Below are 12,425 nucleotides of genomic sequence, written 5' to 3'. Positions count from 1 at the left end.
TCGAACCTTGCCGCTGCTTTCCTACAACAATGGCGCCAGGTAAGCGCTCCAGGCCTGCACCGCTGTTGGGCTGCGTAGCAGGTCGTTGCGCACTTCGATCAACACCGAATCCAGGCCGCGTCCATCGCCATGTACCGGAACCGTCATATCGGTCGAAGGGTTGATCTTGTACGGCTGGTTGCCGGCTACCCGCAGCGAGTGCCGGCTTAGCCCGTCGACGATGCGCTGGGCATAGTCCTTGGCCTCGCCGAACAGCACGCCCGCTTCCAGGGCGCGCGGTTGGCCGTAGAACACCGGCGTAAAACTGTGGATGCCCACCACCCGCACCGTCCGGTTGTCGGCCAGGCGCTGGTCGATCAACGCTCGCAGTCGATCATGGAAGGGATGGAACAGGCACCGCTGGCGATATTCACGGGTGGCCTCATCCAGGGACTGGTTGCCCGGAATCTGGTAGATCTCGCTCTGGTGCGGGATGCTGTCGGCGACGTGAAGGGGACGGTTCAGGTCGATCAGCAGCCGTGAATAGTTGGCCGCGAGCAAGGTCGCTCCAAGGGTTTCGGACAGTTGTTCGGCCAGCGCCAGGGCACCTATATCCCAGGCAATGTGCTCCTGGGCCGCCGTCTCATCCAGGCCAAGGTCGTTCAACGCGGCGGGGATAAAGCGGTCGGCGTGTTCACACACCAGGATCAACGGGTGTTCGGCGTCTTCCCGGATCAGGCGATAAGCCGGCCCGGTATAAAGGCCCGATTCAGCACATTCAATAGATTCGCGCATAGTGCTCACACAGCTCGGCAGGTGACAGCGCCTGGGTCAAGGCCAGCTCCTGGGCCTTCAAGGCGAAATAGGTTTCGACCAGCGGGCCGGGCAGGGCTTCGAACAGCGCCCCGCTGTGGCGCAGGCAATCCAGCGCCTGGGCCAGGGTCGTCGGCAGGGCGATAATGCCACGGGCACGACGGTGTTCTTCGTTCAATTCATCGGGTATTTCATGGGTGACCGCCGTGAGCGCCAGCCGTTGCTCGATGCCCAGTCGCCCGGCGATCAACAGCGCCGCCAGCGCCAGGTGCGGCGAAGCGGTGGCATCCATGGCGCGAAATTCCAGGTTGTACTGGGTCGCCACCGGTTTGCCGCTCACGCTCACCGTCGGGCAGATGCGCAGCGCCGCTTCGCGGTTACGTTGCCCCAGGCAGGCGTAGGACGCGCTCCAGTGATGGGGTTGCAGGCGTTCATAGGACACCGGTGTCGGCGCGGTGATTGCGCACAGGGCGGGCAGATAGTGCAGCACCCCCGCGGCCCAGTGCTGGCCCAGGTCCGACAGCCCGTTGGCGCCGCCAACATCATGCAGCACGGGGACGCCGTCCAGGTCTTGCAGGCTCATGTGCAAATGCACGCCGTTGCACACGGCATGTTCCGAAGTCTTGGGGGCGAAACTCACATCCAGGCCCATCTGCCGGGCGATCTCCCGGGTGATTTCCCGCACGTTCACCGCACGGTCGGCGGCGGCCACGCCCAGGGTCGGGCGGCAGGTGATTTCATACTGATGCTTGCCGTATTCCGGCAGGAACATTTCCGGTTCCACGCCGCCTGCCCGCAATGCGCTGAGCAACCATCCGGCGAACCCGGCCTGCTGGCGCTGGGCCTGGAGGCTGAAGGCCAGGCGATCCGGTTGGGGTTGAGGGGTATCGAGGCTGAATTCATGCTCGAACGCGGCGAACACCTGCAAGCCCAACTCGGCGCGATAACGTTGCACTTCGTCATGCAGCAAGGTGCGAGGGCAAGCGGCCCAGGGCCGACCATCGGTTTCCCGCACATCGCAATGAATGAAATCCAGGGCAGGTGCCTGGGCATCCGGGCCATTGTCGACAGTGACCCGGCTGGCCAGGTCCGGGATCAGTCGCAGGTCGCCATAAGCCCCCCAAGGGTTGGCCGATGCAATGATGTCCTGGGGCGTCAGCGCACTGTTGGCCGGCACCCAGCCACAACCGGCGTCGACGTAGTGGGGCAGTTCATCACTGGGGAACGAGCGGCCGCGGGTCACGCCGATCAGGTCGGTGCAGACCAGCGTGGACACGGGCAGCGGGGTCAGCGGCGTTGCGGTATCGAGACGGCTCACGGCTGCATCTCCTGCAACCGACCGAGCACGGTGTCGGTATCGGTGATCCAGCAATAACCTTTGATCGCGTTCAGGCAGGCCAGATGACGTTGTTCGCTGTAAGTGGCGCAGGCATCTTCCACCAGCGTGACCAGGTAGCCGCGGTCGGCGGCGTCACGCACGGCCATGTCGACACACTGGTCGGTGACGATGCCGGCGATGATCAGATGACGGGTCTGCAGATTGCGCAGCACGTAGTCGATGTTGGTGGAGTTGAAGACCCCCGAAGACGTCTTGGGCAGCACGATCTCGTTTTCCCGCGGCGCCAGCTCGGCGATGATCTGGGCTTGCGGGCTGTCTTTGGGCAAGTGCATGTCCGACAGCTTGTGGTCCAGCGAGCGATCGCGACCATCGGCAGTCAGGCTCTGGATGTGGGTGTGCAACACGTTTTGCTGCGCCGCCCGCACCGCTTCGAGCAGGCGCTGCTGATTGGGGATCACCTGTTGGCGGGCACGGCGGATGAAATAGTCGGCCTCGGGCGTGGCCAGGTGGGCATCGAATTGCGGTTCCAGCCAGGCGCGTTGCATGTCCACCAGCAGCAAGGCGGTATGGTCGCAGGTGAATGGCAAATCCCGAGGGGAGTGGTGAGGGAGCGAGAACATCCTTATTTTTCCTCCAGCAGGTGCGTGTTGAACGCCGTGCGCAAGGTGTCGATACCTTCCAGGCGCTCGGCCAGATCAGGGCATTGCAAGGTCAGGCAGGCGATAAGCGCTTCGACCTGGGCCAGCGCCGGCACCAGGCTGTCGAAGGCCGAGATCGATTCCACCGGAGCGCTGATGATCAGGTCGGCCAGTTCCCGTAGCGGTGAGGTGTAGACGTCGCTGAACAGTACGACCCGCGCGTGGCGCTCCTTGGCCGCGCTGGCCACGCGTTGGGCCTGGGCCTGGTAGCGACGATAATCGAAGATCAGCACCACATCCTGGCGCTGCACGTCGAACAACCGGTCGGGTAACTGGGCGTTGTCTTCCAGGGCAAAACAACCCGCACGCAGCAAGCGCAAGTGGTTGAGCAGGTATTGGGCGAGGAAGCTGCTGAAGCGCCCGCCAAAACAATGCACCTGATGCCGGCTGTCGAGCAGCCATTGCACGAGAATACGCACGTCTTCGGGTTGAGTCAGGGCCTGGGTGTCGGTGAGGATGCGCTGGCTGGTTGCCAGGTACTGGCTCCAGGTGTCGCCTTGCTGCAATTTGGCCCGCGGTTGCAACAGGGTGCGAGGGGAGCGCAGGCGATGGTCCATGTCACTGAGCAGCGCATCCTGGAATTCGGCATAACCGCCAAATCCGAGTTTTTTCACCAGCCGCACGATAGTCGGGTCGCTGACCCCGGCATGATCGGCCAGGCGCGACATCGGCCCGAGGCCGTTGCGCGGGTAATGATCGAGCAGGGCCCGTACGACCTTGCGTTCCGACGGCGTCAAAACCAAGCCCGGATCGGTAATCAGGTCTCGAAGAGGCGGCATCCGTGCTCCTTGCCTGGATGGGTGTTGGATTTCTTTCATAACTCCTGAAAATAGTATTTATGTAGCGGGTACTACATGTCCAGTGGTTTTTACGTTCTGTTTAAAATGCACGAAAGTAGTGCGAAAGCCTTGTAGGACGGGGACTTGATCGCATAGATCCGATATGTCAGTTGATGCCTCTGTCGGTGTAAGACATAACGCCTTTTTGTCTCAGTTATTTGATTTCATATAAGGTGCTGTACAAGAAAAAGCCGGAGTATCACCTCCATGAAACCCGTTCGACTGTCTGAGTACCGTGTGTGCAAGCCACTCGCCTGACCCTGATCTGCCATGCCCGCACCGTCGCCCAGAAGCAGGCGCGTTTTGGCCTGGATGAACCGCTGGATGCCGACTGGCTGGGCAAACGCCCGGAGCCGGGCCACGGCTACCGAAATGTCCGGCAGTTGCTCTGCGGGCCGGAGTTGCGCACCCGGCAGACTGCCGCCCTGTTCGGCGACGACGCCCAGGTGGTCGCTGACCTGGCCGATTGCGATCTGGGTCGCTGGCGTGGCTTGTCCATCGACCAGTTGCTCAAGGTCGAACCGCAACCCCTGCAAGCCTGGCTCGACGATCCCGATGCGGCTCCCCATGGCGGCGAATCCGTCACCCGCTTGTACCATCGTGTCAGCGACTGGTTGGCCAGCCTGGAAGGCCGGCCAGGGCATGTGTTGGCCGTCACTCATCCGTTCGTGATCCGCGCGGCCGTGGTGACCGTATTGGGCTGTCCGGCAGCTGCCTTCAACCGTCTCGACATCGAACCGCTGTCGACTGTCGAGTTGCGTTTCAACGGTGTGTGGCGATTGCGCACCGAGGGTCCCGGCCAGGAGTCACTCGAATGAAAAAACTGTCAGTCATCGGTATTGGTGCCGGCGATCCGGATTACCTGACGATCCAGGCAGTGAAAGCCTTGAATCGGGTGGATGTGTTCTTTCTCATGGACAAGGGGCCTGCCAAGCAGGCGTTAGTGGATCTGCGGCGGGAAATCTGCCAACGCTACATCGTTGATCGTACCTACCGTTTCGTCGAAGCCTACAGCCCCGAGCGACAACGCGGCGACGTGGACTACGCCGCCAGTGTCGAAGATCTGAACCGGGCGAAGCAGGCTACCTTCGAGCGGTTGATCGAAGAGCAGTTGTCTGACGGGCAGTGCGGCGGTTTCCTGGTCTGGGGCGATCCGTCGTTGTACGACAGCACCGTGCGTATCTTGCAGTCGATTCTCGACGCGGGTCGCTGCGCCTTCGAATTCGAGGTGATTGCGGGCATCACCAGCGTCCAGGCCCTCGCGGCGCAACATAAGGTGCCATTGAACAGCATTGGCGGTTCGCTGGAGATCACCACGGGCCGCCGGCTGGCGGCAGGGCAGGTCGGTGACTCGGCAAGCGTGGTGGTGATGCTCGATGCTGAAGATGCGTATCGCCAGGTATCCGATCCGGATACGCACATCTACTGGGGGGCCTATGTGGGCACACCGGATCAGATCCTGATCGCCGGTCGGCTGGAGGAGGTGGCTGAAAGCATCGAACGCACCCGCAAGGCCGCACGGCAGGCGAACGGATGGATCATGGATACTTATTTGTTGCGCAAACCTTGATAACTCAAACCTTGATACGTCAGACCCCAATGTTCGACAGTTTCCACGTCAACTGACCGCCTTCGCCCCACGTCCAAACCGCTCCCGGTACACCGACGGCGCCAGCCCCACCACACTGCGAAATGCCACGCGAAAGCTTTCCACCGAGCGGTAGCCGCACAGCTGGGCGATGTTGTCGGTGTTGTCTTCGGTGCTTTCCAGCAACTCGCGAGCCCGGGCCAGGCGCTCATGTTGCAGCCAGGCCTTGGGCGACAGGCCGCAGGCCTGGGTGAAGTGCCGCAGGAAGGTTCGCTCGCTCATGGCCGCCTGGCTGGCCAGTTCGCGCACACCGAGCGGTTCGTGCAGGCGTTCGCGGGCCCAGTGCATGACGCCGGACAAATCGCTGCGTGGCGTGCGGCTGACCGGTGAAGGAATGAACTGCGCCTGGCCGCCCGTGCGTTGTGGTGACATCACCAGTCGCCGCGCCACGGCGTTGGCAACCTGGGTGCCGAAATCCCGCGCCACCAGGTGCAGGCAGGCATCAATGCCCGCGGCGCTGCCGGCCGAAGTAATGACTTGCCCCGAATCCACGTACAGCACATCCGGGTCTACCAGGATGGCGGGAAAACTTTTGGCCAGTTCATCGGTGTAGCGCCAGTGAGTGGTAGCGCCCAGCCCATCGAGCAAGCCGGCGGCGGCCAGCACGAAAGCTCCGGAGCAGATTGACAGCAGGCGCGCGCCCCGGGCATGGGCGCAGCGCAATGCCTCAAGCAGCGCCGGCGGCGGTGGTTCGTCGCGACTGTGCCAGCCGGGCACCACGATGGTTTGCGCCGTTTGCAATAATTCCATGCCGCCATCGGCCAGGATCTGGAAGCCGCCCATGGCCCGCATCGGGCCGTCATCGACGGCAACGATCCGATGTTTGTACCAAGGGAAATCGAACTCAGGTCGGGCAAGGCCGAATATCTCGATGGCGATGCCGAATTCGAAGGTGCACAGGCCGTCGTAGGCGAGGATGGCGACCAGACCGGGATTGGGCTGCATATGGCGGAAAATTCCCACAGAGTGTCTTGTGCGCCACTGTAGCGGTAAGCATCGGCCGGATAAAGTCTGCTCACCCCCTCATTTGTCTGTGGAGTACACACTCATGACCAGCCTGGTTCGCCAAGTGCCTGCTGCCCCGTCCGACCTAGCCCTGCAACATTTCAGCCGGCGTCTGACGTTCGAAACTGATTGCTCCGACGTTCACGCCAGCCAACAGGCTGGAGAAGTCGATTTCGTCCTGGTGGACGTGCGCGGGCCACTGGCTTTCGAGCGCGGGCATGTGCCCGGGGCGATCAACCTGCCAACCCGCTCGCTGACCGCCCAGGCGCTGGCGGCTTATCCCAAGACCGCGCTGTTTGTGGTCTATTGCGCGGGCCCGCATTGCAATGGCGCGAACAAAGCGGCAGTGCGTCTGGCGACCTTGGGTTATCCGGTCAAGGAAATGATTGGCGGTGTCATGGGCTGGCTGGACGAAGGCTTCCGGCTGACTGGCGCAGTGCAATGCGCGGCGGACCAGGCTGTCGGCTGCGACTGCTGATCCTTTCCAGCCAGCAGGGTGCAAACCCTGTGGCTTGGTTGTTTCTATAAATATTTGTCGCCTCAACACAATTCGCCTCCTGAGTGCCCCTCTAGACTGCCGGCCACTTCGGTTTTTAATGACCGAACGCTGCCTAAGAATCTGCCGATAACCCGCTAATAAAAAACCTGCGCACTCAGGAGCAAAAATGAACAAGCTAGCAATGTTTGGTGCCTTGGCACTGTCCGTGTTGTCCTTGTCGGCCGTGGCCGAGGACGCCAAGCCGATCCGCCTCGGAATCGAAGCCGGTTACCCGCCGTTCTCGATGAAAACCCCCGACGGCAAGCTGACGGGTTTCGATGTTGATATCGGCGACGCGCTGTGCAAACAGATGAAGGTCAAGTGCACTTGGGTCGAGCAGGAATTTGACGGCCTGATCCCAGCGCTGAAAGTGAAGAAAATCGACGCGATCCTGTCGTCCATGACCATCACCGATGATCGTAAGAAAAACGTCGACTTCACCATCAAGTACTACCACACCCCGGCGCGTTTCGTGATGAAGGAAGGCAGCGACGTCAAGGACCCGCTGACCGAACTCAAGGGCAAGAAAGTCGGTGTGCTGCGTGCCAGTACCCACGACCGTTTCGCCACCGAGGTGCTGGTGCCCGCCGGTATCAATCTGGTGCGTTACAGCTCCCAGCAAGAAGCCAACCTAGACATGGTCGCCGGTCGTCTCGACGCCATGCTCGCCGACTCGGTCAACCTCGACGACGGCTTCCTGAAAACGGACGCCGGAAAAGGTTTTGCCTTCGTGGGCCCGACCTATGAAGATGCCAAATACTTCGGTGGCGGCGCCGGCATTGCGGTGCGCAAGGGGGATAAGGCCCTGGCCGAGAAATTCAACGACGCCATCACGCAAATCCGCGCCAACGGCACGTACAAGAAAGTGCAGGACAAGTACTTCGCTTTTGATGTCTACGGGCATTAATCGCTGAAACCAAGGTGGCCCGCCGTTGACCCGGTCGGCCACCTTTTTCATGGGCGAGTGTTTTACCCCGGCGCCCGTCGAAATACCGTTATTGGGAGTTCCTCATGCAACGCATCGACCATACCCTGCCATGGAGCCACCTGGGCACCGAGCGCCGGCTCAGTGTGTTTCGTTACGGCCACGGTCCACGCAAGGCGTATATCCAGGCCAGCCTGCACGCCGATGAATTGCCCGGCATGCGCACGGCATGGGAGCTGAAACAACGACTCAACGAGCTTGAGACCCAAGGCTTGCTCAACGGCGTGATTGAACTGGTGCCCGTGGCCAACCCCATCGGCCTGGACCAACATGTGCAGAGCGCGCACCTGGGGCGTTTCGAACTGGGCAGCGGCAAGAACTTCAATCGGTCTTTCGTGGAACTCAGCGCGCCGGTGGCCCAACGTATCGGTGATCGCTTGGGCGACGACCCGGCCGCCAATATCACGCTGATCCGCCAGACCATGGTTCAGGTGCTGGACGATTTGCCGGCGCCGCCCTCACAACTCGAGGCCCTGCATCGCCTGCTGCTGCGCCATGCCTGCGACGCCGATGTCACCCTGGACCTGCATTGCGACTTCGAGGCGGCGATTCACCTCTACGCCTTGCCGCAACACTGGCCGCAGTGGCGCTCCCTGGCCGCGCGGTTGAAGGCGGGCGTGGCGTTGCTGTGCGAAGACTCTGGCGGCAGTTCGTTCGACGAGTCCTGTTCCTCGCCCTGGTTGCGCCTGGCCAAGACCTTCCCCGAGGCCGCGATCCCGCCGGCCAACCTGGCGACCACGCTGGAACTGGGCAGCATGGGCGACACCCGGGTGGATCAGGCCCAGGCCAATTGCGAAGCCATTCTCGGGTTCCTGGCCGAGCAGGGTTTCATCGGTGGTGACTGGCCGCCCGCGCCAGCGCACTGTTGTGAAGGTTTTCCGTTCGAAGGCACTGAGTACCTGTTCGCGCCGCATCATGGGGTGGTGAGCTTCCTGCGCGAGGCCGGTGAGTGGGTGGAGCAGGGCGATCCGTTGTTCGAAGTGGTCGATCCGTTGAACGATCGGGTTACTACTGTTCGGGCCGGCACCAGCGGCGTGTTGTTTGCGCTGGACCGTGGGCGCTATACCCAGCCTGGAATCTGGCAGGCGAAAGTGGCCGGGCGAGCGCCGATTCGCGCGGGGAAATTGATCAACGACTGATAACTGCTGTCTATCTCAGCGCACGCGCGTTGCCGTGCGGCTATCGAATGATGGAGGAAGACTGATGTTCAAAGCGCTCGCCCTGTTGCTGTTGGTAGTGTCTTGCGGTTTGCAGGCTCAGCCTGCGCTGCACACCGATTTGCCCCTCAATTACCTGGCCCATGCCGATGAGCAGGCCAGAAACCGGCCGCTGGTGATCTTCCTGCATGGCTCCGGCGGCAGCGAGCAAGACCTGTTCGACCTCAAGGATGAGTTGCCCAGTGACTACAACTACCTATCGGTACGAGCGCCCAAGACCGTGGAGCGGGGCCAGTATCAATGGTTTGCCAAGAAGGGCGAGGGCGCCTACGACGGTGATACCGCGGACCTGAAGGCCAGCGGCCAGATGCTGTTGGATTTCATCGAGAAGGCCCGGGTCAAGTACCCGACCGATGCGAGCAACGTATACCTGGTCGGTTTCAGCCAGGGCGCGATGATGAGTTACGAGGTCGCCCTGCGCCATCCCGAGGCCGTCGGTGGCATTGCCGCGCTGGGCGGGCGGGTGCTGTCGGTACTGCGGGCCGAACTGACACCCGACGAGTCGCGCCGGACGCTGGCGGTATTTATCGGTCATGGCACGGCGGACTCGGTGATCCCATACCATGACGGCACCGAGGCGGACAGCTTCCTCAAGACCCTGGCCCTGGAGCCCGAATTCCATGCCTATCCGGGCGTTGGCCACAGCGTCAGTGCCATGCAGGTGCGGGATCTGCGCGCCTGGCTGGAGCGGCTTAATCCCTGATTCAGTGACAGAGGGGTTGAGTGTGCCGCCGTCATCGCGAGCAGGCTCGCTCCCACCTTTTTCCCGAGTCGCTCCCAGAAACGGGGTTGCTTCCAGTCCTGTGGGGGCAAAGATTGCTTGCGATGAATAGCAGATTGGATATCAAGATTCATGTCGCCCCAGAATCTCTGTGGGAGCGAGCCTGCTCGCGATGAAAACCACCCGGTCCATCAAGTCACTGACCAGCGACGATCTGCTTCACCAGCGCCTCATGCCCGGCCTTGTCGCTGGCCCGGGAAATGATCTGTACCACTGCCATGCGCGTGCCGGAAGCGCCCAGCAACGTGGTATCGAGGGTCGGCCCACCGCCTTGGGTCGCCTTGGTATCGAGCTGGCGCAGACCCAGGCCGGTACCTTTTTGGGTCAGGCTTTTCTCGCTCAGGATCTTGGCATCCGGCAGGGCCTTGATTTTCTGGACGGCGAAGTCGGCCATGGTGGCATCGAGGAATGTGCTGTCGTCGTCTTTCACATTCGAGCCATCGATGATGGTGTTTTCAGCCGTGATCACCACGGTTTTGCTGGTGGCATTGCTGTACATCGTCCCCTTCGCCCCCGCCGTGCCCTGAGCGGCATCGCCGGCCGGAAGCGGTGTCGCAGTGAAGCCCTTGGGCAGGGTGAAGTTGAACTTGCTTCCCAGCAGGGAAACCTTTTGTACCGGTGCTGCGCCGCCGGTTTTGGGCTGGGCGGCATAAGCAGGCACCACCACCAGACTGGCGATGGCCGTCAGCACCAGGGCGGCGACTTGTTTACTTACCAATGACATTGAAACGCTCCACAAAGGGGTGTGCTTGAGCGCGATCATCCCATGGGCGTCCAACCGGCTCCAGCGTCGGTCACGAGTGCGCCACATCATTGGCCCGTGGGGCAGAGGCGCGCACCAGCAGGCGGCGGGTCACCAGCAGCATGACCACCGACACCGCGACACTCACGACAAAGGCCGGCATGCCGAGCAGCGGCAGGGTGAGGGCCAGGCTCAGGCAGAACGCGGTGAAGCAATACATGCCAGTGGCCGTGGCCCGCAGCAACGCGGCGGTGAAGGCCGCGCCACGGGTTTGCTGGGAGAACACTGCCATGACGCTGCCCAGCACCGGGAACACCGCCAGTAGCCCGCTCCAGCGTTCACCCACGGTGCTGGCCAGCAGCGTCACCGCCAGGGTCAACAGCGCGCCGGCGACCATGCGTAGCAGCAGCTTGTCGGATTTGGGAGCCGGGCCGCTCATCACCGGTCGAACTGTCGGGAACAGATAGGGCGCGGCCAGCAATGCCACAATGGCGATCACGCTCGACAGCGGCAGCGAGGCCGGCAACCAGGACAGCACCATCGCCACCAGCGCCCAGACGCCCAACGCGATACCCAGCGCCCAAGGCCAGTCACGATGCTGGGCGACCCGGGCGTACACCACACAGAATGCAATCATTGCAAACATGGCCGACAGCGCCGCTGTCGCCGACTGAGCGGCAAACGCCTCGCCCTGTTCCAGGGCCAGGAACAACAGAATCGGACCCACCACCACCGGCAACCCCGACAGCCAACCGGCCACGCTCGGTCCCCAACGCCGGCCCGCCAGGGAAATCAGCAGCAGGAAAGCGGGAATCACCAATAATTTGAGGAGCAGCACGGGGTTATCCTTGTCAGGCGACGGGTCGACACGTTAGCACCGACCTCGCAGTTTCAGCGATCCCAGTAAGGTACTTCGCCAAAACACTGTAGAAAAAAGTCGATCACGGTACGCACTTTCACCGACAGACGTCGGCTGCCCGGCCAGAGAATGGCGATCTGCTGGGGCTCTAGGCTGTTGGAGGCTTCGTAGTCGCGCAACACCGGCACCAGGGTGCCGTTGCGCACGGCTTCGCCGATCAGCCACGACGGAAACATCACCAGCCCCAGGCCTTGTTCGGCCGCCTGGGTCAGGGTGTCGGCATGGTTGCCGGTGATCGGCCCTTTGACGCTGTAGGGTGTCCAGGCCTGACCCGGACGGCGGAAAAACCAGCGTTGCTGGCCGGCCACGCCCTTGTAGGCCAGACACTGATGGTTCGCCAGATCCTGGGGTTTGAGCGGTGTGCCGCAACGCGCCAGGTACGCGGGGCTGGCGGCGATCTGAAAGCGGTGCGGGGCGAGGATTCGCGCCTGCATGCCTGAATCGTGCAGCGGGCCGATGCGAAACAGCAGGTCCGCGCCTTCCTGCAGCGGGTCGACGTAGCTGTCGGTTTGCTGGATGTCCAGTTGCAGCTTCGGGTAGCGCTCACACAATGACCCCAGCCACGGCGTCAGATGGCGCTGGCCGAACACCACCGGGGCATTGATCCGCACCAGTCCAGCCGGCTCACTGTGTTGTTCCTGCAGCGCCTGTTCGGCTTCTTCGAGTTGCACCAGCAACAGGCGTGCATGATGACCCAGCAGGCGGCCGGCTTCAGTGGGCGAAACAGCGCGGGTGTGTCGATACAACAACTGCTGGTTGAGGGCCTGTTCCATCAACTGGATCTGCCGGGAAATCGACGACGGCGCCAGGCCTTCGCGCCGGGCCACCTCCGAGAAGCTGCCGTGGTCGAGCACGGCGACAAACAACCGCAGGGCCTTGAAGCCGAGTTCATTGAGACCGTGCATGGACTGCTCCGCTGTGC

14 protein-coding genes are annotated in these 12,425 nt (G+C 62.2%); 6 read left to right on the top strand and 8 right to left on the bottom strand.

Going from position 1 to position 12,425, the window contains the following annotated elements; genetic code table 11:
* Positions 1-21: 21 nt before the first annotated feature.
* Genes QOM08_RS18365 through QOM08_RS18350 form a run of 4 tightly spaced genes read right to left on the bottom strand, consistent with a single transcriptional unit; the run spans position 22 to position 3,608 of the window.
* On the bottom strand, positions 22-774 hold the full coding sequence (locus QOM08_RS18365; RefSeq protein ID WP_047228458.1) for an N-formylglutamate amidohydrolase: 753 nt from the start codon (positions 772-774) through the stop codon (positions 22-24).
* A complete protein-coding gene (locus QOM08_RS18360; RefSeq protein WP_316911953.1) occupies positions 758-2,110 on the bottom strand; it encodes a glutamine synthetase family protein in 1,353 nt (450 codons plus the stop codon). Before QOM08_RS18360 ends, QOM08_RS18365 begins: the two co-directional genes overlap by 17 nt.
* Positions 2,107-2,751, bottom strand: coding sequence for an isochorismatase family cysteine hydrolase (locus QOM08_RS18355; protein ID WP_076383986.1), 645 nt, complete (start codon positions 2,749-2,751; stop codon positions 2,107-2,109). The genes QOM08_RS18360 and QOM08_RS18355 overlap by 4 nt, the downstream gene beginning before the upstream one ends.
* A 2-nt stretch (positions 2,752-2,753) precedes the next feature.
* Complete coding sequence (locus QOM08_RS18350; protein ID WP_047228455.1) at positions 2,754-3,608, bottom strand: MurR/RpiR family transcriptional regulator; 855 nt, start codon at positions 3,606-3,608, stop codon at positions 2,754-2,756.
* A 299-nt stretch (positions 3,609-3,907) separates the two neighbouring features.
* Here QOM08_RS18350 and QOM08_RS18345 point away from each other — a divergent pair, with 299 nt between their 5' ends.
* Both QOM08_RS18345 and cobF read left to right on the top strand, forming a co-directional pair.
* Entirely contained in the window at positions 3,908-4,486 is a 579-nt protein-coding gene (locus tag QOM08_RS18345; RefSeq protein WP_047228454.1) for a histidine phosphatase family protein, read from the top strand.
* Positions 4,483-5,238, top strand: coding sequence for a precorrin-6A synthase (deacetylating) (cobF, locus tag QOM08_RS18340; protein WP_047228453.1), 756 nt, complete (start codon positions 4,483-4,485; stop codon positions 5,236-5,238). Before QOM08_RS18345 ends, cobF begins: the two co-directional genes overlap by 4 nt.
* 48 nt (positions 5,239-5,286) lie before the next feature.
* Here the strand turns inward: cobF and ftrA are convergent, their stop codons facing one another.
* Complete coding sequence (gene ftrA / locus QOM08_RS18335) at positions 5,287-6,261, bottom strand: transcriptional regulator FtrA (protein WP_076383987.1); 975 nt, start codon at positions 6,259-6,261, stop codon at positions 5,287-5,289.
* A 103-nt stretch (positions 6,262-6,364) separates the two neighbouring features.
* On the opposite strand from ftrA, the gene QOM08_RS18330 reads away from it, so the two are divergent.
* The 4 genes from QOM08_RS18330 (at position 6,365) to QOM08_RS18315 (ending at position 9,764) form a co-directional block, all read left to right on the top strand.
* Positions 6,365-6,799: a rhodanese-like domain-containing protein gene (locus tag QOM08_RS18330; RefSeq protein ID WP_047228451.1), complete on the top strand. Its 435-nt coding sequence runs from the start codon at positions 6,365-6,367 to the stop codon at positions 6,797-6,799.
* Between the two features lie 187 nt (positions 6,800-6,986).
* Positions 6,987-7,766, top strand: coding sequence for an ABC transporter substrate-binding protein (locus tag QOM08_RS18325; RefSeq protein WP_107322290.1), 780 nt, complete (start codon positions 6,987-6,989; stop codon positions 7,764-7,766).
* 104 nt (positions 7,767-7,870) lie between these two features.
* On the top strand, positions 7,871-8,983 hold the full coding sequence (locus QOM08_RS18320) for a M14 family metallopeptidase (protein WP_047228449.1): 1,113 nt from the start codon (positions 7,871-7,873) through the stop codon (positions 8,981-8,983).
* A 64-nt stretch (positions 8,984-9,047) separates the two neighbouring features.
* Positions 9,048-9,764 (top strand): alpha/beta hydrolase, encoded by a 717-nt coding sequence (locus QOM08_RS18315; protein WP_107322292.1) that lies wholly within the window; start codon positions 9,048-9,050, stop codon positions 9,762-9,764.
* Positions 9,765-9,978: 214 nt separating this feature from the next.
* Here QOM08_RS18315 and QOM08_RS18310 read toward each other — a convergent pair whose 3' ends face one another.
* The 3 genes from QOM08_RS18310 to QOM08_RS18300 all read right to left on the bottom strand — a co-directional run bounded on the left by QOM08_RS18310 (position 9,979) and on the right by QOM08_RS18300 (position 12,408).
* Positions 9,979-10,566: a hypothetical protein gene (locus tag QOM08_RS18310; RefSeq protein ID WP_316911952.1), complete on the bottom strand. Its 588-nt coding sequence runs from the start codon at positions 10,564-10,566 to the stop codon at positions 9,979-9,981.
* A gap of 70 nt (positions 10,567-10,636) precedes the next feature.
* The gene (locus tag QOM08_RS18305; protein ID WP_160891364.1) at positions 10,637-11,422 is read right to left on the bottom strand and encodes a hypothetical protein; all 786 of its coding nucleotides are present in this window, start codon (positions 11,420-11,422) and stop codon (positions 10,637-10,639) included.
* Between the two features lie 53 nt (positions 11,423-11,475).
* Complete coding sequence (locus QOM08_RS18300; RefSeq protein WP_047228445.1) at positions 11,476-12,408, bottom strand: LysR family transcriptional regulator; 933 nt, start codon at positions 12,406-12,408, stop codon at positions 11,476-11,478.
* Between the last annotated feature and the right edge of the window lie 17 nt (positions 12,409-12,425).

Source organism: Pseudomonas sp. P105 (genome assembly GCF_032614175.1).
In the GTDB taxonomy this organism is placed as follows: domain Bacteria; phylum Pseudomonadota; class Gammaproteobacteria; order Pseudomonadales; family Pseudomonadaceae; genus Aquipseudomonas; species Aquipseudomonas rhizophila.
Note: the sequence above shows the minus strand (reverse complement) of the source record. Positions and strands in the feature narration are given on the sequence as shown.

Excerpts from the sequence above, each read along its gene's own strand:
- QOM08_RS18355 (WP_076383986.1), bottom strand. The coding sequence starts at position 2,751 with ATGTTCTCGCTCCCTCACCACTCCCCTCGGGATTTGCCATTCACCTGC.
- QOM08_RS18350 (WP_047228455.1), bottom strand. The coding sequence starts at position 3,608 with ATGCCGCCTCTTCGAGACCTGATTACCGATCCGGGCTTGGTTTTGACG.
- QOM08_RS18320 (WP_047228449.1), top strand. The coding sequence starts at position 7,871 with ATGCAACGCATCGACCATACCCTGCCATGGAGCCACCTGGGCACCGAG.
- QOM08_RS18310 (WP_316911952.1), bottom strand. The coding sequence starts at position 10,566 with ATGTCATTGGTAAGTAAACAAGTCGCCGCCCTGGTGCTGACGGCCATC.
- QOM08_RS18365 (WP_047228458.1), bottom strand. The coding sequence starts at position 774 with ATGCGCGAATCTATTGAATGTGCTGAATCGGGCCTTTATACCGGGCCG.
- QOM08_RS18315 (WP_107322292.1), top strand. The coding sequence starts at position 9,048 with ATGTTCAAAGCGCTCGCCCTGTTGCTGTTGGTAGTGTCTTGCGGTTTG.
- ftrA (WP_076383987.1), bottom strand. The coding sequence starts at position 6,261 with ATGCAGCCCAATCCCGGTCTGGTCGCCATCCTCGCCTACGACGGCCTG.
- cobF (WP_047228453.1), top strand. The coding sequence starts at position 4,483 with ATGAAAAAACTGTCAGTCATCGGTATTGGTGCCGGCGATCCGGATTAC.
- QOM08_RS18325 (WP_107322290.1), top strand. The coding sequence starts at position 6,987 with ATGAACAAGCTAGCAATGTTTGGTGCCTTGGCACTGTCCGTGTTGTCC.
- QOM08_RS18300 (WP_047228445.1), bottom strand. The coding sequence starts at position 12,408 with ATGCACGGTCTCAATGAACTCGGCTTCAAGGCCCTGCGGTTGTTTGTC.
- QOM08_RS18330 (WP_047228451.1), top strand. The coding sequence starts at position 6,365 with ATGACCAGCCTGGTTCGCCAAGTGCCTGCTGCCCCGTCCGACCTAGCC.